Raw genomic sequence first — 21375 nt, 5'->3', positions numbered from 1 at the left:
CCGATATGCAAAACGTTCGCCGCCGAAACGACCAAACCGCCCGCATATCCCTTCTTCATCATCAATGTCAAAGAGCGTCGGACACAAAAATCGCAGAGCCGCCAATCTCTTGGCGCATCCTGCAGCCTTGCCTCCGGGTAGTCTGCGAAGCTCTGCGGCCCCGCTTCCCGTCGCTTCCGTTCGGCGTTTCCGCGTCCCGTCCGCTTCGGTGAGGCGGTGTTTACGTCTGCGCTTCGGGAGCCGCAAGAGAAAAAATGCGCTTCGTGACGATTTTTTGTCAGATCCCAAGAAAGCCGCGGATTTTCGCGGAACGCCGCCTACGCTTTTGGCAGTTATCCACGGCTTTCCTGTGGAAAACTCAGGCCAAGACCCCGGAATCATGGGTGATACGGCCGCCTGCGACCGTCAAAGCGATTCCCATGACCCCGAGTCGGGCCGGTTCGATCGTTTCGATATCGCCATCGATCACCACCAGATCCGCCGCCAGCCCGGGGCGCAGCCGGCCGGTCACGTCCTCCCATTGCCCGGCCCAGGCGCCGCCCGCCGTATAGGCATGCAGAACCTCCATCAGGCCGACCCGCTCATCCGCTGCCCCGTCATAAGGAACACGGGTCAGCGCTGCCTGGATGCCGCGCATCACATTCACATCGGTCACCGGCCAATCGCTGGCGAAGGCCAGGTGCGCGCCGTGATCGGCCAGCGTACGGGTCAGGTAGGCATCGCGCCAGCGGTCACGATGGAAGACATGGTCCATGCTGGACATCGGGAAGTCCATCGCCCCGGGCGGATGCGGCGGCTGGACGCTTGCCGTGATGCCCAGGGCGCCGAGCCGCGGCACATCGGCCCGGTCGATCAGCTCGATATGTTCGATGCGGTGGCGGCTGTCGCGGCGGCCATTCGCCTTTTGCGCCGCCTCATAGCCGTCGATGGTCTGGCGCACGGCCCCGTCGCCGATGGCATGAACGGCGATCTGCAGCCCGCGCCGGTCGGCCTCGATGCAGATATCCTTAAAGCGTCCGGCCTCGAACAGCGGTTCCGCCCGGTGGCCCGGCACGCCGGGATAGTCGTTAAGCATATAGGCGGTGCGGCTGTCGACCACACCGTCCATGAACATCTTCACAAAGCCCGAACGCAGCCAGTCATTGTCGAACTCGGCCGTCATCGCGCTGGCGCGATCCAGTTCCGACAGGTCCATATGCGGCTTGAAGTGGAAGGGCACCTTCACCCGCGCCGTCAGCCGGCCCTCTTCCAGCAGTGCGGAAAGCAGCACACAGGTGTAGCGGTTGCCATCCATGTTCACCATCGAGGTGATGCCATGGCGCGCGCAATGCGCGAGGCCCGCCGCCACCTTGTCCTTGTCCGCCGCGCGCATCGCGGCATCGGGCCAGGGATCGGGCTCGCCGCCCGTGGCGATGCCCAGTTGCAAATGCGCCTCGCCGCCCAGTGCGAGGACCGGGCCAAAGGCCTCGAATTCGCGCAGTTCGCCAGTCGCGGTACCGTCCGCCCCCATCACGACCTCATGGCCATGCGGCATGGCGGCACCGTGAAGAAGACCGGCGGCCGAAAGAGCTGCGGTATTGGCCCAGACAGTATGGTGATCCGGCGCCATCATGGCGATGGGCCGATCGGCGATCACCGCATCCAGATCATGGCGGGTGACGGGGTGATCCAAGACCTCATAGGCCGCGCCCTGCGCCATCAGTAGCGCCCGGTCGGGATTGGCGGCGGCATAGTCGAGAAACGCCGCCTTGAGCGCCTCAAAGCCCGCGACGCCGCCAAGCTGCAACTGCACCAGCTCTGCCCCGCCGAGAACCAGATGCAGATGGCTTTCGACAAAGCCTGGCAGAACCGTACGCCCGCCCGCATCGATCACCCGACAGCCCGGCCCGGCCAGCGCCAGCACCTCGGACGCCGCGCCCACGGCCAGAACCTTGCCTCCGCCCAGGGCCACGGCCTCGGCGCGGGGCTGTGCCTCGTCCATGGTCAACACGCGGCCATTGGTCACGATCATATCAGCCTGCACAGGCTCGCTCCTTGTTCTTTTCAAATATATCCCGGGGTCTGGGGGTCGAATCCCGGCGGCCTAGCGCCCGCGAACCACGGCTTCCGCGATGGAACACAGCATCTCGAACATGAGGCTGATCCCAAGCCAGGCCGTCCCGCCCGATGCGTCGAAGGGTGGCGAGACCTCGACCAGATCCGCGCCCACGATATCCAGGCCCCGCAACCCCCGCGCCACCTGCAAGGCCTGCCAGGAATTCGGCCCGCCCACTTCCGGCGTGCCGGTTCCCGGCGCGAAGGTCGGGTCAACGAAGTCGATGTCATAGGTCACATAGACCGGCCCCACGCCCGCAATCTCGCGCGCCTCGACCATCACATCCTCTGCCCCGCGGGCATGGAATTCGGCGATCGGGATGATGCGGATGCCGTTCGCAGCGGCGAAATCCCAGTCTTCGCGGCCATAGGCCGTGCCGCGGATGCCGATCAGGCAATAACGCTTGGGGTCGATCAGCCCCTCTTCCACCGCGCGACGGAAAGGCGTGCCGTGATTGTAGCGCGATGTCCCGAAATAGATGTCGTTCAGGTCGGTATGGCTGTCGAACTGGATCATGCCAACGGGCCGCGCCTTGCCCACCGCCCGCAGGATCGGCAGCGAACACAAGTGGTCGCCGCCGCCGGTCAGAGGCCGGATGCCCGCCGCGACCACGCGGTCATAGAAAGCCTCCATCCGCGCCATCGAATCCATCAGATCGCCAGGATTGGGGGCCACGTCGCCCAGATCGGCACAATTCACCAGATCAAAGGGCCGCACCCATGTCGCGCCATTCGCCGCCCGGATCATGGTCGACAGATCGCGCAACTGGCGCGGACCATGCCGCGGACCGGGGCGGTTCGTCGTGCCGCCATCCCAGGGCGCACCGATCAGGCCGACCTCGACCTCGGCAAAGCGCGGATGGTCGAAACCGACATGCGGCAGACGCATGAATGTGGGCACGCCGGCGAATCGCGGCAGATCAAAGCCCGAGACCGGCGTGAAAAACCCTTCCGACATAGCATGCCCTTTCCGACCTGCGATTCCCCGGGTCATCCAACCATCCGCGCCCGGTCCTGTCAGGCCCTGAAACGACATGGCGAGGCGGGATTTCCGCCTGTCCTCTTCCCTGCCCCTCCGCGCCCCCTTGACCTGAGCCCCCCCTTCGCGCCCTTATCGGGCCAAGGCCAACACAGGACTATCCCAGATGTTTTCCAAGACCGCCGACCCGACCTCTGCCCCGCCCAGCCCGGCTTCGGGAGGCAATGCAAGCCGGTCGGTGCTGGGCCCGGACCTGCGCATCACCGGCGAGATCACCTCTTCCGGCGCGCTTGAGGTGCTGGGCGAAATCGACGGCAACCTGACCGCCGACAGCCTGACCATCGGCGCCGAGGGGCGGATTTCCGGCTCCGTCAATGCCCGCTCGGTCGAGGTCAAGGGGCGTCTGGACGGCAAGGTCACGTCCGAGAGTTTCACCATGCGCGCCTCTGCCCAGGTCGCAGCGGAAGTGACCTACAGGACGCTCGTGATCGAAAGCGGTGCCCAGATCGAGGGCCGTTTCCTGCGCCCCGAGGCCTGATGCATCAGCGATCAGGCGGAATTGAATAGGTCAGCCCGGCGCGCGCGACCGGATCGCTGCTGCCCTCTGAAAAGACCAGCACATCGCCCACCGCCAGACGACGGCCAAGTTTCAAAAGCCGCGCTTCGGCCAGCAGATCGCAGCCCGCTTTCGGTTTGCGCAGGAAATCCACGGCGCAATTGGTGGTCACGGCCAGGGCGACCGGGCCGATGCGCGACAGGATGGTCAGGTAAAACGCCACATCGGCCAGGGCAAAGATCGACGGGCCGCTGACCGTGCCGCCCGGGCGCAGATGGCGCGAGGCGACTTTCAGGCGCAGGCAGAGGCCCTGTTCATCCGCCCGTTCGACAACGAAATCCGCCGCGACCTCGGGGAAATCGCGCTCCATAAAGACGGCAAGCGCCGTCGCCTCCATGGCCAGCATCACGCGCCTCCTTTCCCTTTGCGTTCCAACCAGATCACCGATGCCAAGCCCGCAACGGCCATGGCACCGCAGGCCGCGATCACCGCCCCTGCCCCACCCTGCGCCAGCAAGGCCGCGCCAATCGCTGGCCCCGCCGCCGAGCCAAGGATCGGTGCCACCGCCACCGCGCCGGAAATTGCGCCAAAGCCGGCCCTTCCCAGAGTTTCGGCCACAAGCACCGGCCGCAGGATCGACATCAGCCCTGCCCCAGCCCCCTGCAACAGCGCGAAGGCGAAGATAAGCGGCAGCGCCACCCCGGCGAAAGCCAGGCAAAGCGCAGCCAGCACCACTCCGGCAAAGGACAAAAGCACCGCTTCCCCCGTGCCGATCCGCGCGCCCGCCGCGACCAGCGCCAGCCGACCTGCCACCTGCGACGGGCCGATGCAGGCCGCAGCGGTGGCCGCCAGAGTGGCGCCCGCACCGCGATCCTGCAACAGCGGCAAGATATAGGTGATCAGGATGGCGTGGTTCAGATAGGCCAGACCAAAGGCCAGCGCGATCACCCAGAAGGCGGCTTTCCGCATTGCGTCCCGCAAGGCGCCGCGCGGATCGGGCAGGCGCGGGATCGCCGCCGCCCGCTCGATCCGGCGCAGACGCGTCACGGCAACCAGGTTGACCGGCACCACACCCAGCACGATCATCGCGGCAAAGACCAGCATGGCACCCTGACCGCCCAGGCTTTCCCCTAGAACCCGGCCCAAGGGAAAGGCCAGCGTGCCCGCAAAGCCCGCGACCAGCGTCACCCTTGTGATCGCAGCCCTTGCGCCAAGGCCAAGACGGCGCGTCAGGAAAGCGAAGCAGGTTTCATAGAGGCTACCCGCCTGTGCGGCACCGATGACGATCCAGGCCAGGATCCAATGCAGAGGCGTTGCGGCGAAAGCCAGGGCCGCAACGCCCATGGCCGCCAGAAGCGGCCCAAAGATCAACATTTCACCGCCCAATCCCCGGTCGATCAACCGACCGGCAAAAGGCGTCAGCACCGCCAGCAAGGCAAAGGCCAATGTCGGCCCCAGGGCAAGCGTCGCCTTGTCCCAGCCGGTCGCAGCCTCGAGATCGGGCAGAAGTGCCGGAAAGCTGTAATAGGTCGCGGCATAGACCAGCGTCTGCCCCAGCGCCAAAAGCCAGACCGCCGGACTGTCCCCGGCGGCGGCTTCGGTCTCTGAGGTCACGGGCGGCAGGTCAGACCCCGTAGATCGCGCCGAACTTGGCTTCCAGATAGTCGAGAAGCGGCCCGGCCGAAGGCGCAAAGCCGCAGGCCTGGGCGATGACATCGCGCGGGGCCATCGACGATCCGTGGCGCTGCACCTTCTCGCGCAGCCAGCCGGTCGCCGCCGACAGGTCGCCCGCCGCCATCTGCGCATCAAGGTCCTGCACACCGGCCCGCAGCGCCTTGTGCAGACAGCCCGCGTAAAGATTGCCCAGAGAATAGGTCGGGAAATAGCCAAACAGGCCGACCGACCAATGCACATCCTGCAGGACACCATTCGAGGGCCGATCCACCGCCACGCCGAAATCGGCCTTGAACCGGTCATTCCAGGCCGCTTCCAGATCACCCACCTGCAAGGCGCCCTGCATCAAAGCGCGCTCCAGATCGAAACGCATCATGATGTGGAGGTTGTAATGCACCTCATCGGCCTCGGTGCGGATGAACCCAGGCTGCACCCGGTTCACCGCACCAAAGAAGGCATCAGCGTCGGACACACCAAAGGCCCCGAAGCGTTCGGTCATCTGGCTGAAGAGCCAGCCGGTAAAGGCGCGCGAACGGCCCAGCTGGTTCTCGTAGATCCGGCTCTGGCTTTCATGCACCCCCATCGATACGCCCTGCCCGATCGGTGTTAGCAGGTAGTCGGGGTCGATGCCCTGTTCATAGGCGGCATGGCCGACCTCGTGGATGGTCGAGTAGAAGCAGTTGAACGGGTCGCTCTCAGCAATCCGCGTGGTGATCCGCACATCATTGCCCGAGCCCGAGCTGAACGGATGCACCGCAATGTCCAGCCGTCCGCGGCTCCAGTCATAGCCGAAGGCGGTGGCCAGATCGCGAGCAAGCCGCATCTGCGCATCGGCCCCGAAAGCGCCGTCCAGCGGCTTCGGCTGATGCGCCGCGCCCAGAACCTTCTCGCGCAGCGCCACCAGCCGGGGGCGCATCTCGCCGAACATGCGGGCAATGTCCGCGCCCGTCATCTCGGGTTCGTAGTCATCGACCAGCGCGTCATAGGCATCGCCGCCCTCGGCCAGCGCCGCCCCTTCCTCGCGCTTCAGCCGGATCACCTCGGCCAGCGTCGGCAGGAAACCCGCCACGTCGTCGCGCGACCGCGCCTCGGCCCAGATGCCCTGCGAAACCGAGGTGACCCGCGCGATCTCCTGCGCCAGCTTGCCCGGCACTTTCATCGCGCGGGCATACGCACGGGCGACCTTTGCCACCTGCGCCGCCGCCACCGCATCGGCCGGTTCCACCGCCGCCAGCCACTCGGCCAGACGTGGATCGGTGCGGCGGGCATGCAGCACGCCTTCCATCGCCGCCATTTCTTCGCCGCGCTGCTCGGCCGCGCCACGCGGCATGGTGGTTTCCTGATCCCAACCCAAGCGGCCCGAGACCTGTTCCAATGCCGCCGTTTCGCGCGCATGCGCCAGCAGCGCGCCGTAAGCCTCGTTCTGCATCACGCCGTCCCTTCCCGGATCGACCCCGCCACGGGGTATTGTGCCAGATGCCGTGCCCGCAGGATCAGAACCCACAGGATCACCGCACCGATCTGATGGGTGATCGCGACATGCAGATGCACCCCGGTCAAAATCGTCATCACCCCCAGGGTTGCCTGCGCCAGCAGGGTCAACATCACCATGTGGAAGGCAAAGCGGGTCTGGCGATGGGCCGATTTCCGGCCGCGAAGCCAAACGACAACGCCGAAGATCACCAGAAGGTAGCCGGACACGCGGTGCATGAACTGCACCAGTCCGGCATTCTCAAAGAAGGCATGCCAGACCGGCAGGCTGCCGCCCGCGCCATCGGGCACATAGAAAGCGTCGGGCGGGAAGAACCCCTCACCCATCAGCGGCCAGTTCGGAAAGGCCAATCCGGCATCCAGCCCCGCGACCAAGGCGCCGAGCAAGATCTGCAAGAAGGCGAAATGCATCAGCCCGGTAGACAACGAGAACAGCTTCGCCTCGCGCCCGCGCCGCGCCGTCATCAGCGACGCCTCGCTGCGACCCAGAAGCATTGCATACCAGGCCAGAAGCCCCAGGATCACGAAGGCGATGCCCAGATGGAAGGCTAGCATATAGCTCGCCACGCTGACCATCTGGCCGACCAAGCCAGACTTGACCATCAGCCAGCCGACCGCCCCCTGGGCCCCGCCCAGAAGCCCCACCCCCAGAAGCCGCCCGCTCCAGCCCGGCGGAATCTGCCGCCGCGCCAGGAACCAGACGAAGCCCAGGCCCCAGACCAGCCCCACCGCGCGGCCCAACAGACGATGCGCCCATTCCCACCAGAAGATCGACTTGAACTCCTCGACGGTCATCGAGCTGTTGACCAAGGCGAATTGTGGCGTCGCCTTGTACTTGTCGAATTCAAAGGCCCAGTCGGCCTCGGACAAAGGCGGCACCACGCCGGTCACCGGCTTCCATTCGGTGATGGACAGGCCGGATTCGGTCAGCCGCGTCAGGCCGCCCACCACGATCATGGCCGCGACCATCAGGAACAGAACGATCAGCCATAGCCGGATCGCCCCGCGCGCACCCTTGGGCCGCTGGTCGATCAGCCCGCCCGCCGGTGACGGCATCGCCGTCTCCTTGGTCCCGACCTCTTCGAAAATGCTGCGTTTGCCGGCCATGCCCTGCCCCGTCCAGATTGCGCGCGGAGACTAGGCCCCCCGCCCGGCACCTTCAAGGCCACCCGGCTGCTTCATCTTGGCCCAAATACTCCCGCCGGAGGTCCCGACCCGCCACGGGCGCTGTCGCCCGTTCAGCGCAGCATTGCCAGCAATTGCAACGAAGGCTCTCCGGTCACGGCCAGGCCGCGCGCCGCCTGAAAGGCGCTGATCGCCGATTTGGTCTTGGCCCCGATCACGCCGTCATGCCCGCCCGTGTCATAGCCCGCCGCGGTCAGCCGCTCTTGCAACGCCTGCCGGTCGGCCTTGGTCATGCCGCTCTTGTCCGGCCCGAATGTCCCGACCAGGGGGCCACCGCCGCGCAGCCGGTCCGAAAGGGTGCCGATCCCCAGAGCGTAATTCTCGGCATTGTTATAGCGCAGGATCGCGTTGAAATTCTGCGTCAGCAGGAAGGCCGGGCTGCCCAGGCCCATCGGTGCGATGATCGAGCCGGATTGCAGCCCGCCGCCCTGCGCCGCCCGCACGCCCAGTCCAGACCATTCCGCCGCCGAGCGCCCCTTGCCGCGCCCCAGCAGTCCGCCGTCGAAACCGGCAGGCAGGATCACTTCCATCCCCCAGGGCAGGCCATGCACCCAGCCTGCCCGCTTCATGTAGTTGGCTGTCGAGGCGAGCGCGTCGCTCGGATCGTCCGACCATATGTCGCGATGGCCGTCGCCGGTGAAATCGACGGCATATTCCAGGAACGAGGTCGGGATGAACTGGGTATGACCCATCGCCCCGGCCCAGCTTCCGGTCATCCGGTCGGGCGCGATGTCGCCAGCCTGCACGATCCGCAACGCCGCCGTCAGCTGCTGCTCGAAAAACGCGCCCCGCCGTCCGTCAAAGGCCAGCGTCGCCAGCGCCGAGACCACGGGCACATTGCCCTGGCGCGTCCCATAAAAACTCTCCATCCCCCAGAAGGCGGTGACGACATGCGGCTCCACCCCATAGCGGCTTTCGATCGCCCTCAGCACGCCGCCGAGCGCGGCATATTTCTGCCGCCCTATGCTGAGGCGCTCATCCGACATGGCGATGTTGAGATAATCTTCGGTCGTGCGGGTGAACTCGGTCTGGTTGCGATCTTTCTCAACAACCTCCGGCAGATAACCCGCATGGCGAAAGGCCGCGTTCATCGTGCTTGCACTGATCCCCCGCGCCGCCGCCCGGTCGCGATAGCCCGCAAGCCAGGCGTCGAAGGCCGGGTTCGGCGCGATCCGGGGCGGGGCAGAGGTGCCACCGCCACCGCCCGTGGTCCCGCCAACGCAGGCCGAGAGGCCGGAAGCCAGAGTTGCAAGGGAAAAGAAACGCCGCGAAATCATCTGCCTGCCCGCCTTTTTGCCTGTTCTGGACAGAGTAGACGAGGGACCGGGCCGACGGAAGCCTTCAGGCCCGCGCCGTGGCGCGGAATGGGCGGCGATCAGCCACCCTGCTCATCCTGCTTCTTCAGCCGGTAGGCGATCTGGCGCAGCATGCCGTGGAAGGTCTGCACCTCGGCCTTGGTCAGCGCCAGCCGGCCCCACATGTTGCGCAGGTTGAGCCGCATGTTGGCGGCCTTGGTCGGCGGGAAGAAGAACCCCGCCGTCTCCAGCCGTTCCTCGAAATGCCCGGCCAGGCGCTGGATGTCCTCGCGGCTGGCCAGTTCGGTGCGTGCCAGTTCCATGGCGCTGGCGGGCACATCGCTGCCCTGACGGCCCCATTCATAGGCCAGAAGCAGCACCGCCTGCGCCAGGTTCAGCGAGAAGAACTCGGGGTTCACCGGCACGGTGACGATGGCATTTGCATGGGCGATGTCTTCATTCTCCAGCCCGGCGCGTTCGGGGCCGAAGAGAAAGCCCAGCTTCTTGCCCTGCCCCGCCATCTCGCGCGCCATGGCCATGGCGCGTTCGGGGGTGACGATTTCCTTCACCAGTTCGCGCGAGCGCGCCGTGGTGGCGAAGACGAAATCGCAATCGGCGACGGCGGCGCCCAGATCCGGGAAGATCCCGGCATGGTCGAGGATGCGGCCCGCGCCGCTGGCCATCGCCACCGCCTTGGGGTTGGGCCAGCCGTCGCGCGGGTCGACCACGCGCATGCGGGTCAGGCCGAAATTCAGCATGGCGCGGGCGGCGGCGCCGATATTCTCGCCCATCTGCGGGCGGACAAGGATGAAGGCGGGTTCGATCATGGCCGCCCTGATACGGCGCGCGCGCCTTGGGGGCAATATGGCCAAGCCTTCGCGTTGCTGCTAGGACGGGCCGATATCCCGCAGGAGCCCGCAAGAATGGCCGCTAAAGACCGCCCGCAGATCACCCTGATCACCCCCGCCATGCTGGACCTGGACACCTTCCCCGACCGGCTGGCTTTGGTGCTGGACACGGTGGAGGTCGCCTGCCTGCGCCTGTCGCTGGCCAGCCGCGACACCGATAGCTTGGGCCGCGCGGCGGATGCCTGCCGTCTGGTCGCCCATGCCCGCGACGTGGCGGTGGTGATCGACAACCACCTGATGCTGGCCGAGCGGCACGGGCTGGACGGGGTGCATCTGACCGACGGGGCGCGGTCGGTGCGCAAGGCGCGCAAGGATCTGGGGGCGGATGCCATCGTCGGCGCCTTCTGCGGCATCAGCCGGCATGAGGGGATTTCGGCCGGCGAGGCTGGGGCGGATTACGTGGCCTTCGGGCCGATCGGCGGCGAGGGGCTGGGCGACGGGTCGCTGGCGCCCTTCGAGCTGTTCGAATGGTGGTCCGAGATGATCGAGGTGCCGGTGATCGCCGAGGGCGGCGTGACCGAGGCGCTGGTGGCCCGCTTCGGCCCGGTCACCGATTTCTTCGCGGTGGGCGAGGAGATCTGGGCCGCAACGGATTCGGCCCAGAGCCTGAAGCGGCTGGTTTCCTGTCTGGGGTGAGAGGGGTGTCTCACGGTGAGACAGGGGGTGGAGTGAGGGATTTCAAGGGGTTAGGGGAGTGGAATTAAGGGGTTGTTAACGAAGGACACACTTCAACAGCTTGAAGCAAGGCACTTTGACACACACCATGCCGCGTTGTTCTCAGAAGCCACTAGCCTCACAAACTGACCACGCGAAATAAATCTAAACCCCTTGAGCACGAAATACTACTTTTTGAAGATCACGGATGGCCACAAAACTCCAACTGCAAGGAAATGCTTTGAGCGATCTTAACAAGGGCTTGAGAGTTCGCAGGTTTTTCGAGATCGAAGCAAAGTCGATTTTGGAAAACTATAAAATTATTGAGACACTACTGCCGAACGAAAAGACAGCAGGTTCAGCACACAGAGGAGAGGAAGGCCGATTCATCGAATCTTTAATTCGATCCTTCCTCAATAAACATCTCCCCAAAAGCCTTGTAGCGGTTTCCGGATTCATCCTGCGCCCATCGACGAAGACTGGAATACAGAATATCGAGCGCGTGATTGAATCGGACGATCAACACAGCTCACAACTTGATATAATTATATACGATGTCAACTCATACCCGGTATACGAGAGATTCGAAGAGTTTTGCATTGTACCGCCGGAAGGAGTTATCGGCATAATCTCGGTTAAAAAAAAGCTGTACAATTCCCAAATTAAGGACGAAATCGACGCCCTCAAATCAGCAGCATTTATCTGCCGCGACAGAGATCGAAGAGGGCCGTTTACCGCGCTCGTTTCGTTCTCCGCTGAGGAAAAAGAAGAGGGCAAGCTAAACAAGAGAATCTTCGAAGCCATCAGTGAAGCACACAAAAATTCAGCCTTCGACCCGATGGTTAATGAGGTTTCAGTACTCGCGCGAACGTGTGTCTTCAAAGTTCGTCGCGAGAATGCTCCAGCGAACAATGCTCGATACGTTTCAGTTGATTGCCGCAATGAACAACATATCCCACTCCAACGTATGCTTCAAAGCCTTATGTCTGTTTACTACGACGACAGCAGAATGACAGAAAAGCTTAGACCCGGATTTGTATCGTTTAAGAAAGCAACATTTAAAGACTCTCCCGAAATCGGGCTGGTACCGATCTTGGAGTGAATTCCTCGGTCGGGACTTCTCAAGTTCTGGCGACGAACCTGAATATCCACCAAGCCCACCCTACCCCCCATGCGACGCCCGCACCACCCGCTCGCAATGGGCCGCCAGCTCCTTGCGGCCGTCAAAAGCGTCCACCGGGACCGGGGGGTGGTAGATCACCTCGACGCTTCCCTGCCGCCTTGCGGCCAGCGTCAGCAGCAGGTGGGGGGCGAAGTCCATTTCGCCCCACCAGCCGTAGAAGCGCGGGTCCGCTCCCCGAGGCGCGATGTAGCGCACCGTCACGGGCTGGATCTGCAATTCGCGGTACAGGTCGGGGGCGAAAAAGGCCTGGAAGAGCGTGGGCTTGAACGGCAGGACGCGGAGGCTGTCGGTCGAGGTGCCCTCGGGGAAGAACAGCAATTGGTGGCCGGAGAGAAGCCGGGTCTCGAACAGGCGTTGCTGGTCGCGCGCCTCGGCGGCGTTGCGGCGGATGAAGACGGTGCCGGTGGCGCGGGCGAGCCAGCCGATGAAGGCCCAGCCCGCGACCTCGGCCTTGGCCACGAAATAGATGCGCTGGCCGGCGTTCAGCACGAAAATATCCAGCCAGGAGGCATGGTTGGCGACGACGGCGCCGCGGGCGGTCATGGGGGTGCCGGTGGTGGTGCGGCTGAGGCCGAGGAGGCGGAGGTTCAGGCGGCAGACGGCTTGGGTGATATGCGGCGTCCAGGGGCGGGCGGGGCCGAAAAGCGGCGCCTCGACCAGCCGCAGGGCGAGGAGAAGCGCGAGGCCGCCGAAGGTGACAAGCGCCATGGGCAGGCCACGGGCCAGGGCGCGCGCCCAGCCCAGGGGGCCGATGCGCGGATGCGGCGGTGGCGCGGAAGACCAGTCGTTCAAGCCGGGGCCTTCTTGCGGGTGTAGAAATCGCGGTGGCGGGCCGACATGCGGCCGGTGTCCATCACCAGGCAGACATCGGTGGTGTTGAAGGCGCGGTCGATATAGGCGCCGTCGCCGACCGAGCCGCCGAGGCGGAGATAGGCCTTGATCAGCGCGGGCATGGCGGCCATGGCGGCGGGCCGCGACAGGCGGTCGCCGGGCAGAAGGTTCATCTCAGCCCGGCCCGGCGGCAGGGCGCGGACGCGCATGTCGGGCGGCGAGAGGTGGTGGTGGTAGAGGTAGCTGAGCGGTTCCGCCAGCGCCTGCACATCGGTGCCGTGGAAGGAGGCGGCGCCGAACAGGATCTCGACCCCGCGCTCGAGGACATATTCGGCCAGGCCGTTCCAGAGGAGGAACATCGAGGCGCCGCCGCGATGGTCGGGATGCACGCAGGTGCGGCCCAGTTCCAGCAGGCGGCGGTTCGAGGCGATGAGGGGGGAAAGGTCGTATTCCGAGGCGGAATAGAACCGGCCCAGCGCGCGCATCTTTTCCGAGGTGAGCAGGCGGTAGGCGCCGACGACATGGTCGCGGGTGGCGGGGTCGATACGGGTGTCGACCAGAATCAGATGGTCGAAGAACGGGTCGTATTCGTCGCGTTCCAGCCGGGCGTCATGGTCGACCAGCGGACCCTCGGCACCCAGCTCCTGCACGAAGACGCGGTAGCGCAGGCGCTGCGCGCCCTCAAGATCGGCGGCCTCGGTCGCGAGGCGCAGACGGTAGCTGGTGTCATCGGCTTGGGTCATGGGGGCCTGGGTCATGGGTCCGGTCCGGTGGCGCCTCTTCGGCTTAAAGTCGTAGGGCAGGCAATGCAACGGGGCGCGCGGGCGACTGTTGCGCGCGCGCCGCCATCTGAGGTTGCAATACGCGACGGATTGCCCACTATGCGTGTCAGGGTGGGAAACATGGCAAAAGTGTGACCTGCCGCAAATCGATGACCTGTTTGCCCACGTGTTCGAAATTCGCCGTACAGCGTCCGTCGATCACCGACTGGACCTGACCAAGGCCCCAATCAGGACGCTGGGGGTGGCGGACGAACATGCCGGGTTCGAGAAGTGAATTCACGGTGACGCCATCCTTGAGGTTTTTAACATGTCCGAACACCCCGACCTCGCCGCGCTGATCGGTTCGCGCATCTGCCATGATCTGATCAGTCCGATCGGCGCCATAGGCAACGGGGTCGAGCTTTTGATGATGGAGCGCGGTGCGGCAAGCCCGGAAATGGCCCTGATCGCCGAAAGCGTCGCCAATGCCAATGCCCGCATCCGCTTTTTCCGGGTGGCCTTTGGCGCGGCGGGGCAGGATGCAAGGATCGCGCGCGGCGAGGTGGTCTCGATCCTTGCCGACATGATGCGCGGCGGGCGTATCCAGGTGGACTGGCTGAGCCCGCCCGAATTGTCGCGGCCCGAGGTGAAGCTGGCCTTTCTGCTGCTGCAATGCGTGGAAACGGCGCTGGCCTATGGCGGCAAGGTTCGGGTCGAGCGGGGCGAGACCGGCTGGCTGATCCAGGCCGAGGCGGCACGGATGAAGATCGACCCTGCGCTCTGGGAAGTGCTGACCGAACGCCATGCCCCACCTGAAATCGCCGCGGGCCAGGTGCATTTCGCGCTGGTGCCGGGGGCCTTGGCGGCACAGGGGCGCAGGCTGGTGACAGAGCTGAAGGACAACGCGATCCGGCTTCGGTTCTGACCCCTTCGCCGGCGCGCCTGAAAAACCGGCAAAGGCGGCCGCAGGCCTGCGGCATGCCGAAAATTTCGGCGCTGCGCCCGTGTCGTCCTTTCCTTTGGCCCCGGGCAGCGACAGGGTAGCGGGGCGAAGCGCCCCAAAAGTCGGAGCCCGGACATGTCGATCAAGGCCAGCATCTATCATCTGACCCATTACCGCTATGACCGTCCGGTCGTGCTGGGGCCGCAGATCATCCGGCTGCGCCCGGCCCCGCACAGCCGCACGCGCGTCTTGGCGCATAGCCTGAAGGTCAGTCCCGAAAAGCACTTCGTGAACCACCAGCAGGATCCGTTCGGCAACTGGTTGTCGCGCTTCGTCTTTCCTGAACCCGTGCGCGAATTCAAGATCGAGGTCGATCTGGTCGCGGATATGACGGTTTACAACCCGTTCGACTTTTTCGTCGAGGAAAGCGCAGAGCACTGGCCCTTCGACTATGCGCTCGATCTGGTCGACGACCTGTCGATCTACCGCAAGCACGCGCCGGCGGGGCCGTCGCTTCAGAAATTCCTGGACAGCGTGCCGCGCGGCCGGGTGCGGACGGTGGATTTCGTCGTGAACCTGAATGCGATGGTCTCACAGCGTGTCGCCTATACGATCCGCATGGAGCCGGGCGTCCAGACGCCGGAGGAGACCCTGGGGATCGGATCGGGCTCGTGCCGTGACTCGACCTGGCTTCTGGTGCAGGCGCTGCGGCATTTCGGTTTCGCCGCACGCTTCGTCTCGGGCTATCTCATTCAGTTGAAGCCGGATCTGAAGGCGCTGGACGGGCCTTCGGGAACGGAGGTGGATTTCACCGACCTCCATGCCTGGGCCGAGGTCTATCTGCCCGGCGCGGGCTGGATCGGGCTGGACCCGACATCGGGTCTCTTGGCCGGGGAAAGCCATATCCCGCTGGCGGCGACGCCGCATTACCGCAGCGCCGCCCCCATCGTCGGGGGCTTTTCGGCGGCGGGTACGCCCGAGACGGAGTTTGCTTTCGATATGAAGGTGGCGCGCGTGGCCGAACATCCGCGCATCACCAAGCCTTTCAGCGACGCCGCCTGGGACGAACTGAATGCGCTTGGCGAGAAGGTTGATATGGCCCTGGCCGAAGGCGATGTGCGTCTGACCATGGGCGGCGAGCCGACCTTCGTGTCGATCGACGATTTCGAAAGCGCGGAATGGAATACCGCCGCCGTGGGTCCAACCAAGCGGGTGCTGGCCGACCGGCTGATCCGCAAGCTGCAAACCCGCTTCGCGCCCAATGGCTTTCTGCATTACGGTCAGGGCAAGTGGTATCCGGGCGAAACCCTGCCGCGCTGGACCTTCAGCCTCTACTGGCGCAAGGACGGGCTGCCGGTCTGGCAGAATCCTGGCTTGATCGCGGATGAGGGGCAGGATTTCGGCGCCAGTGCGATGCAGGCGCAGGAGTTCCTGCGCGAAGTGGCGGCCGAGCTGGCGGTGGAAGAAGACAATATCGAACCCGCCTATGAAGACCCGGCGGAATGGCTGCTGAAAGAGGCCGCGCTGCCCGACAATGTCAGCCCCGAAAACTCCAGGCTTAAAGACCCCGAGGAGCGCCACCGCCTGGCCACCGTCTTCAACCGGGGCCTGACCGAGCCGGTAGGCTTTGTCCTGCCGGTGCAGCCCTGGCAGGCGCGGTCTGGACGGCGGAAATGGTATTCGGAAAAGTGGCGGCTGCGCCGCGGCAAGGTATTTCTGGTGCCGGGCGACAGCCCGGTCGGCTATCGGCTTCCGCTGGACAGCCTGCCCTATCTGACCCCGGCGCAATTTCCCTATATCACCCCGGCCGACCCGACGGTCGATCTGCCCGATCTGCCCGACCCACAGGATCTCGACGCGCGGCGCAAGTCGCAGCCGCTGGCAAGCTTCCTGCCCGCCGCGCCGGTCCAGAACGTCGTGCCGCAATCCGCGTCAGAGGTCGAGGGCTGGGTGCGCACCGCGCTGTCGGTGGAGCCGCGCGACGGGCGGCTTTGCGTTTTCATGCCGCCGGTGCCCACGTTGGAAGACTATCTCGATCTTCTGCACGCCGCCGAGGCGGCGGCTTTGCGGCTGGGCCTCAAAGTGCATATCGAAGGCTATCAGCCGCCGCATGACGCGCGCCTGAACGTCATCCGGGTGGCGCCCGATCCGGGCGTGATCGAGGTGAATATCCATCCCGCCGCAAGCTGGAAGGATTGCGTGGCGATCACCCAGACCGTCTATGAGGAAGCCCGTCAGTCGCGGCTGGGCGCCGACAAGTTCATGATCGACGGCAAGCATTGCGGCACCGGCGGCGGCAATCATGTCGTTGTGGGCGGCGCGACGACGATGGACAGCCCCTTCCTGCGCCGGCCGGATCTGCTCAAATCCCTGATCCTGCACTGGAACCGGCATCCGAGCCTGTCCTATCTGTTCTCGGGCCTGTTCATCGGGCCGACCAGCCAGGCGCCGCGCATCGACGAGGCGCGCCACGATTCCTTGTATGAGCTGGAAATTGCGCTGGCCCAGATGCCCGCGCCGGGCGCGTCGGGCGCGCCGCCGATGCCCTGGCTGACCGACCGGCTGTTGCGCAACATCCTGACCGATGTCACCGGCAACACGCATAGGGCAGAGATCTGCATCGACAAGCTCTATTCGCCGGACGGGCCGACCGGACGGCTGGGACTGGTCGAGTTCCGCGGCTTTGAAATGCCGCCCGATGCGCGGATGAGCCTGGCCCAGCAGCTTTTGTTGCGCGCTTTGATCGCGCGGTTCTGGGTCTTGCCCGCGACGGGCGACCTGACGCGCTGGGGCACGGCGCTGCATGACCGGTTCATGCTGCCGCATTTCGTCTGGGAAGATTTCCAGGACGTGCTGCGCGACCTGAACCGCCACGGTTTCCCGATGCGCGAGGAATGGTTCGTCGCCCAGCAGGAATTCCGCTTCCCCTTCTGCGGCGAGGTTTCGGTCGAGGGCGTGACGCTGGAGATCCGCCAGGCGCTGGAGCCCTGGCATGTGCTGGGCGAGACTGGCGCGATCGGCGGCACGGTGCGCTATACCGACAGCTCGACCGAGCGGCTTCAGGCCAAGCTGACCGCCGCGCAGCCGGGGCGATATGAGGTTCTGTGCAACGGGCGGCGGATGCCGCTGGCCGATATCGGCGGCGGCGCGGCGGTGGCGGCGGTGCGCTACAAGGCCTGGCAACCGGCAAGCGCCCTGCATCCGGTCGTGCCGGTCGACACGCCCCTGCATTTCGACATCCATGACACCTGGTCCGAGCGGCCGATTGGCGGGGCGACCTATCATGTCGCCCATCCTGGCGGGCGCAACTACGATACCTTCCCGGTGAACGGCAACGAGGCCGAAGCCCGCAGGCTGGCGCGGTTCGAACCCTATGGCCATCGTCCCGGCCATTGGCAGCGGCCCCCTGTCGAACGGCGCTTTGCCGAATTCCCGTTCACCCTTGACCTGAGACGCTCGGCCGGGGTCTAACCATCCCATGCAACCGCAGCAGGGCAAGGGCTTGGCGTCGGAGGGCGGCCTTCTGGCCTATCGCCCCTTGCCGGGCGTTCCTGACGAATTGGTCGACCCGAAAGGCCGCATCCGGCCGCTATGGCAGGGTCTGGCGGGGTATCTCGATGGCCTGAGCCCGGTCGAGCGCGCGACCCATTTCGCCCGTGCCGACCAGTATCTGAACGATTCCGGCGTCTTCTACCGCATGTATGGCGCCGAGGGTTCGGTCGAGCGGCGCTGGCCGCTCTCGCCCGTGCCGGTCCTGGTGGACGAGGCGGAATGGCAGGCGCTGGAACCGGCCCTGCGGCAAAGGGCGGATCTGCTGGAAGCGGTGATGGCCGATCTTTACGGGCCAAACCGCCTGGTCACCGCGGGACGGTTGCCAGCGGAACTGATCGCCGCCAACCCGGAATGGCTGCGCCCGATGGTGGGCATAAGACCCCGCACCGGCCATTACCTGCATTTCGTCGCCTTCGAGCTGGGCCGGGGCCCGGATGGCAGATGGTGGGTGCTGGCGGACCGTGCGCAGGCGCCTTCGGGCGCGGGCTATGCCCTGGAAAATCGCGTCGCCACCTCGCGCGCGCTGTCGGAATTCTATGCCGAGGAGAATGTCCACCGCCTTGCGGGCTTCTTCCGCGACTTCCGCGACGCATTGCTGGCGCATCGGGTGGACCGCAACGGGCGCGCCGCGATCCTGACCCCCGGCCCGCTGAACGAGACCTATTTCGAGCACAGCTATATCGCGCGCTATCTGGCCTTCAACCTGGTGCAGGGCGAGGACATGTCGGTTCAGGACGGGCGGCTGATGCTGCGCACCGTCTCGGGGCCGAAGCCCGTCGAGGTTCTGTGGCGGCGGATGGACAGCAGCTTCACCGATCCGTTGGAACTGAACCAGTCCTCGCGCATCGGCACGCCGGGCCTTCTGGCCGCGATCCGCGCGGGCCAGGTGTCGCTGATCAACGCGCTTGGGTCGGGCGTGGTGGAAAGCCGTGCGCTCATGGCCTTCCTGCCCAAGCTCTGCCAGCATCTGCTGGGCGAGCCGCTGCTGATCCCCAATGTCGCAAGCTGGTGGTGCGGCGATGGTGCCGCACGGCAGGCCGTTCTGGCCGCCGCCGACCGGATGGTCCTGGGACCTGCCTTCTCGACCGCGCTGCCCTTTGACGCCGATGCGGGCCGCCGCATGGCCGCCGCCATGCCGCCTGCCGAATTGCAAGCCAGGCTCGAGACCGAAGGCGCAGGGTTGGTGGCTGAGGAATCCGTCACGCTTTCCACCACGCCCGCGCTGATCGACGGCGCCATCGTGCCGCGCCCGATGACGCTGCGCGTCTTCCTGGCCCGCAGCCAAAGCGGCTGGGCGGTGATGCCGGGCGGCTTCGCACGCATCGGCGCGACCGCTGACCCCGCCGCCCTTGCCTTGCAGCGCGGCGGCAAGACGGCCGATGTCTGGATCGTCTCGGACCACAAGGTCGAACCGCTGTCCATGGTGCCCGCGCGGCCCGAAGCCTATCGCCGTCCGCTGCCCTCGGCCCTGCCCTCACGCGCGGCCGACAACCTGTTCTGGCTGGGCCGCTATGTCGAAAGGGCCGAGGGGATCATCCGGCTTCTGCGCGCCCGAAACACCAGGCTGGCCGAAAGCGGCGCGGCGCAGGCCCCCCTGTTCGACTGCATCGCCCCCCTTCTGTCGGCGCAGGGCGTGGACCCCGAGGAAGGCATTCCCAAAGGGCTGCGCGACACGCTGGCCGCGGCGATCACCAGCGCCGGGCAAGTGCGCGACCGGTTCTCGCCCGATGCCTGGACGGCGCTGGCCGACCTGCAGAAGACGGCGACGCGCATGGCGGCACGTGTGACGCCCGGCGACGATGCGGCCCGCGCGCTTTCGGCATTGTTGCGCAAGCTGGCCGGGATTTCCGGCCTTGTGAACGAGAACATGTATCGCTTTGTCGGCTGGCGCTTCCTGACCATCGGGCGCCAGCATGAGCGCGCGATGTCCATGGCGCATTGGCTGTCGATCCTTGCCGATGACGATGCCCCGTCCGGGGCGCTGGAACTGGCGGTCGAGGTCGGCGATTCCGTGCTGACCCATCGGCGGCGCTTTTCGGTCTATACCTCGCGACAGACCGTGATCGACCTTCTGGCGCTGGATCCGATGAACCCGCGTTCGCTGCGCCACCAGATCGACGGGATGCGCGCCCAGATCGACCTGTTGCCCGATGCGCGAGACCACGGAACCCTTTCGCCGGTCGCACGCGATATCCTGCGTTTGCAAACCGACCTTGCGGTCAGCGATGCCGAAGCGATGACCACCGAAGTGCTTGAGGATTTCCGCGACCGCATCGCGGATCTTTCCGATCTTCTTACTCGCGCCTATCTGACCTGATGTCATGCGTTATCAGCTTAACCTGACCATCCAATATGAGTTCGAACGCCCCCCCGGCTTGGGGCGGCAGCTTTTGCGGGTGCATCCGGCGCAAATGACGGGGGTGCAGTCGGTCGAGGCGTACAGCCTGACGATGACACCCGCGCCGCTGGAGCAGGGCCGCTTCACCGATTTCTACGGTTTTCAGGTCGCGGAGTTCACTTTGCCGCCCGGCTTGGAAGCGCTGCGCTTTTCCATGTCGGCCAGGGTGGAACGGCAGGAGACGGGGCCGCGCTTCGATCTTTCGGTCCGGCCCGACGCGCTGGCCGCCGAGATCGCCGCAACGACCGGCTTTGGCCCGGCGGCCCCGCATCACTATCTTGCGCCCTCGCCCCATATCCCGCGTGTGGCCGAGATCGAAGCCTTCGCCCGCAAAGCCGCGGCCGGGGCGGGAACCGTGGCGGCCATGGTCGAGGCGCTGGGTCTCGCGCTGAACGGCGCGATGACCTTTGACCCGCGGGCAACCGAGGCCGACACGCCCATCGCCCGCGCCTTTTCCGACAGGCGCGGCGTCTGCCAGGACCTGTCGCAGATCATGGTCGCCGGATTGCGCAGCCTTGGTATTCCCGCGGCGTATGTCTCGGGCTATCTGCGCACCCTGCCCCCACCGGGCAAGCTGCGCCTCGTGGGGGCGGATGCCATGCATGCCTGGGTGCGGGCCTGGACCGGAATCGAGGGCGGCTGGCTGGATTACGACCCGACCAATGCCTGTTTCGTCGGCGCCGATCATGTGACCGTGGGCGCCGCGCGCGATTATTCCGAGGCCGCGCCGGTGATCGGAATGCTTCGGATGCAGGGCCACCAATCGGGCAGCCACAGCGTCGATATCGTCGAGATCTGAGACCGAGCCCTGTTGCGGGAACCCCTTCTGCGGCGGCTTGCCCGGCGGGGGGCTGGCGTGCTTTGATCGCCG

At 65.6% G+C, this 21375-nt stretch carries 18 protein-coding genes; 7 read left to right on the top strand and 11 right to left on the bottom strand.

The window, feature by feature from the left end; translation table 11 throughout:
• Nucleotides 1-358: 358 nt before the first annotated feature.
• Complete coding sequence (locus ACED67_RS20090; RefSeq protein WP_395543517.1) at nucleotides 359-2011, bottom strand: amidohydrolase; 1653 nt, start codon at nucleotides 2009-2011, stop codon at nucleotides 359-361.
• A gap of 72 nt (nucleotides 2012-2083) precedes the next feature.
• The gene (locus ACED67_RS20085; protein ID WP_395543513.1) at nucleotides 2084-3052 is read right to left on the bottom strand and encodes an agmatinase; all 969 of its coding nucleotides are present in this window, start codon (nucleotides 3050-3052) and stop codon (nucleotides 2084-2086) included.
• A 187-nt stretch (nucleotides 3053-3239) separates the two neighbouring features.
• On the opposite strand from ACED67_RS20085, the gene ACED67_RS20080 reads away from it, so the two are divergent.
• On the top strand, nucleotides 3240-3611 hold the full coding sequence (locus ACED67_RS20080; protein WP_395543512.1) for a bactofilin family protein: 372 nt from the start codon (nucleotides 3240-3242) through the stop codon (nucleotides 3609-3611).
• A gap of 4 nt (nucleotides 3612-3615) precedes the next feature.
• On the opposite strand, the gene ACED67_RS20075 is transcribed toward ACED67_RS20080, so the two are convergent.
• The 6 genes from ACED67_RS20075 to ACED67_RS20050 form a co-directional block, all read right to left on the bottom strand.
• Entirely contained in the window at nucleotides 3616-4038 is a 423-nt protein-coding gene (locus ACED67_RS20075) for a PaaI family thioesterase (protein ID WP_395543511.1), read from the bottom strand.
• Entirely contained in the window at nucleotides 4035-5243 is a 1209-nt protein-coding gene (locus ACED67_RS20070) for an MFS transporter (protein ID WP_395543510.1), read from the bottom strand. Before ACED67_RS20070 ends, ACED67_RS20075 begins: the two co-directional genes overlap by 4 nt.
• A 10-nt stretch (nucleotides 5244-5253) precedes the next feature.
• A complete protein-coding gene (locus ACED67_RS20065) occupies nucleotides 5254-6732 on the bottom strand; it encodes a carboxypeptidase M32 (RefSeq protein ID WP_395543509.1) in 1479 nt (492 codons plus the stop codon).
• Nucleotides 6732-7901 (bottom strand): heme A synthase, encoded by a 1170-nt coding sequence (ctaA, locus tag ACED67_RS20060; protein WP_395543508.1) that lies wholly within the window; start codon nucleotides 7899-7901, stop codon nucleotides 6732-6734. The genes ACED67_RS20065 and ctaA overlap by 1 nt, the downstream gene beginning before the upstream one ends.
• A gap of 131 nt (nucleotides 7902-8032) precedes the next feature.
• Entirely contained in the window at nucleotides 8033-9256 is a 1224-nt protein-coding gene (locus ACED67_RS20055; protein ID WP_395543507.1) for a lytic murein transglycosylase, read from the bottom strand.
• A 98-nt stretch (nucleotides 9257-9354) separates the two neighbouring features.
• Nucleotides 9355-10101 (bottom strand): RNA methyltransferase, encoded by a 747-nt coding sequence (locus ACED67_RS20050; RefSeq protein ID WP_395543506.1) that lies wholly within the window; start codon nucleotides 10099-10101, stop codon nucleotides 9355-9357.
• Nucleotides 10102-10197: 96 nt separating this feature from the next.
• On the opposite strand from ACED67_RS20050, the gene ACED67_RS20045 reads away from it, so the two are divergent.
• Together ACED67_RS20045 and ACED67_RS20040 are read left to right on the top strand one after the other, a co-directional pair.
• Nucleotides 10198-10818, top strand: a complete 621-nt coding sequence (locus ACED67_RS20045) for a thiamine phosphate synthase (protein ID WP_395543505.1) — start codon at nucleotides 10198-10200, stop codon at nucleotides 10816-10818.
• Nucleotides 10819-11044: 226 nt separating this feature from the next.
• Entirely contained in the window at nucleotides 11045-11938 is an 894-nt protein-coding gene (locus tag ACED67_RS20040) for a DUF6602 domain-containing protein (RefSeq protein WP_395543504.1), read from the top strand.
• A 60-nt stretch (nucleotides 11939-11998) separates the two neighbouring features.
• Here the strand turns inward: ACED67_RS20040 and olsA are convergent, their stop codons facing one another.
• From olsA to ACED67_RS20025, 3 genes are all read right to left on the bottom strand, one after another.
• Entirely contained in the window at nucleotides 11999-12811 is an 813-nt protein-coding gene (olsA, locus tag ACED67_RS20035) for a lyso-ornithine lipid O-acyltransferase (protein WP_395543503.1), read from the bottom strand.
• Nucleotides 12808-13608, bottom strand: coding sequence for an L-ornithine N(alpha)-acyltransferase (gene olsB, locus ACED67_RS20030; RefSeq protein WP_395543502.1), 801 nt, complete (start codon nucleotides 13606-13608; stop codon nucleotides 12808-12810). The genes olsA and olsB overlap by 4 nt, the downstream gene beginning before the upstream one ends.
• A gap of 130 nt (nucleotides 13609-13738) precedes the next feature.
• Nucleotides 13739-13888 (bottom strand): DUF3553 domain-containing protein, encoded by a 150-nt coding sequence (locus ACED67_RS20025; RefSeq protein WP_395543516.1) that lies wholly within the window; start codon nucleotides 13886-13888, stop codon nucleotides 13739-13741.
• A 51-nt stretch (nucleotides 13889-13939) separates the two neighbouring features.
• Between ACED67_RS20025 and ACED67_RS20020 the strand changes: the two genes are divergently transcribed.
• From ACED67_RS20020 to ACED67_RS20005, 4 genes are all read left to right on the top strand, one after another.
• Entirely contained in the window at nucleotides 13940-14536 is a 597-nt protein-coding gene (locus ACED67_RS20020) for a histidine phosphotransferase family protein (RefSeq protein WP_395543501.1), read from the top strand.
• A 153-nt stretch (nucleotides 14537-14689) separates the two neighbouring features.
• Nucleotides 14690-18025 (top strand): transglutaminase family protein, encoded by a 3336-nt coding sequence (locus tag ACED67_RS20015; protein WP_395543500.1) that lies wholly within the window; start codon nucleotides 14690-14692, stop codon nucleotides 18023-18025.
• Nucleotides 18026-18056: 31 nt separating this feature from the next.
• Nucleotides 18057-20423: a circularly permuted type 2 ATP-grasp protein gene (locus ACED67_RS20010; protein ID WP_395543499.1), complete on the top strand. Its 2367-nt coding sequence runs from the start codon at nucleotides 18057-18059 to the stop codon at nucleotides 20421-20423.
• A gap of 4 nt (nucleotides 20424-20427) precedes the next feature.
• Nucleotides 20428-21303 (top strand): transglutaminase family protein, encoded by an 876-nt coding sequence (locus ACED67_RS20005; protein WP_395543498.1) that lies wholly within the window; start codon nucleotides 20428-20430, stop codon nucleotides 21301-21303.
• Nucleotides 21304-21375 lie beyond the last annotated feature (72 nt).

This window comes from Neotabrizicola paludis (assembly GCF_044142105.1).
GTDB lineage: Bacteria > Pseudomonadota > Alphaproteobacteria > Rhodobacterales > Rhodobacteraceae > Pseudogemmobacter.
The sequence above is the reverse complement of the archived record's forward strand: the minus strand, read 5'-3'. Positions and strand labels throughout refer to the sequence as shown.

Coding starts and splice junctions, on each gene's coding strand:
- ACED67_RS20090 (WP_395543517.1), bottom strand. CDS start 2,011: ATGATCGTGACCAATGGCCGCGTGTTGACCATGGACGAGGCACAGCCC.
- ACED67_RS20085 (WP_395543513.1), bottom strand. CDS start 3,052: ATGTCGGAAGGGTTTTTCACGCCGGTCTCGGGCTTTGATCTGCCGCGA.
- ACED67_RS20080 (WP_395543512.1), top strand. CDS start 3,240: ATGTTTTCCAAGACCGCCGACCCGACCTCTGCCCCGCCCAGCCCGGCT.
- ACED67_RS20065 (WP_395543509.1), bottom strand. CDS start 6,732: ATGCAGAACGAGGCTTACGGCGCGCTGCTGGCGCATGCGCGCGAAACG.
- ctaA (WP_395543508.1), bottom strand. CDS start 7,901: ATGGCCGGCAAACGCAGCATTTTCGAAGAGGTCGGGACCAAGGAGACG.
- ACED67_RS20055 (WP_395543507.1), bottom strand. CDS start 9,256: ATGATTTCGCGGCGTTTCTTTTCCCTTGCAACTCTGGCTTCCGGCCTC.
- ACED67_RS20050 (WP_395543506.1), bottom strand. CDS start 10,101: ATGATCGAACCCGCCTTCATCCTTGTCCGCCCGCAGATGGGCGAGAAT.
- ACED67_RS20045 (WP_395543505.1), top strand. CDS start 10,198: ATGGCCGCTAAAGACCGCCCGCAGATCACCCTGATCACCCCCGCCATG.
- ACED67_RS20040 (WP_395543504.1), top strand. CDS start 11,045: ATGGCCACAAAACTCCAACTGCAAGGAAATGCTTTGAGCGATCTTAAC.
- olsB (WP_395543502.1), bottom strand. CDS start 13,608: ATGACCCAGGCCCCCATGACCCAAGCCGATGACACCAGCTACCGTCTG.
- ACED67_RS20025 (WP_395543516.1), bottom strand. CDS start 13,888: ATGTTCGTCCGCCACCCCCAGCGTCCTGATTGGGGCCTTGGTCAGGTC.
- ACED67_RS20020 (WP_395543501.1), top strand. CDS start 13,940: ATGTCCGAACACCCCGACCTCGCCGCGCTGATCGGTTCGCGCATCTGC.
- ACED67_RS20015 (WP_395543500.1), top strand. CDS start 14,690: ATGTCGATCAAGGCCAGCATCTATCATCTGACCCATTACCGCTATGAC.
- ACED67_RS20005 (WP_395543498.1), top strand. CDS start 20,428: ATGCGTTATCAGCTTAACCTGACCATCCAATATGAGTTCGAACGCCCC.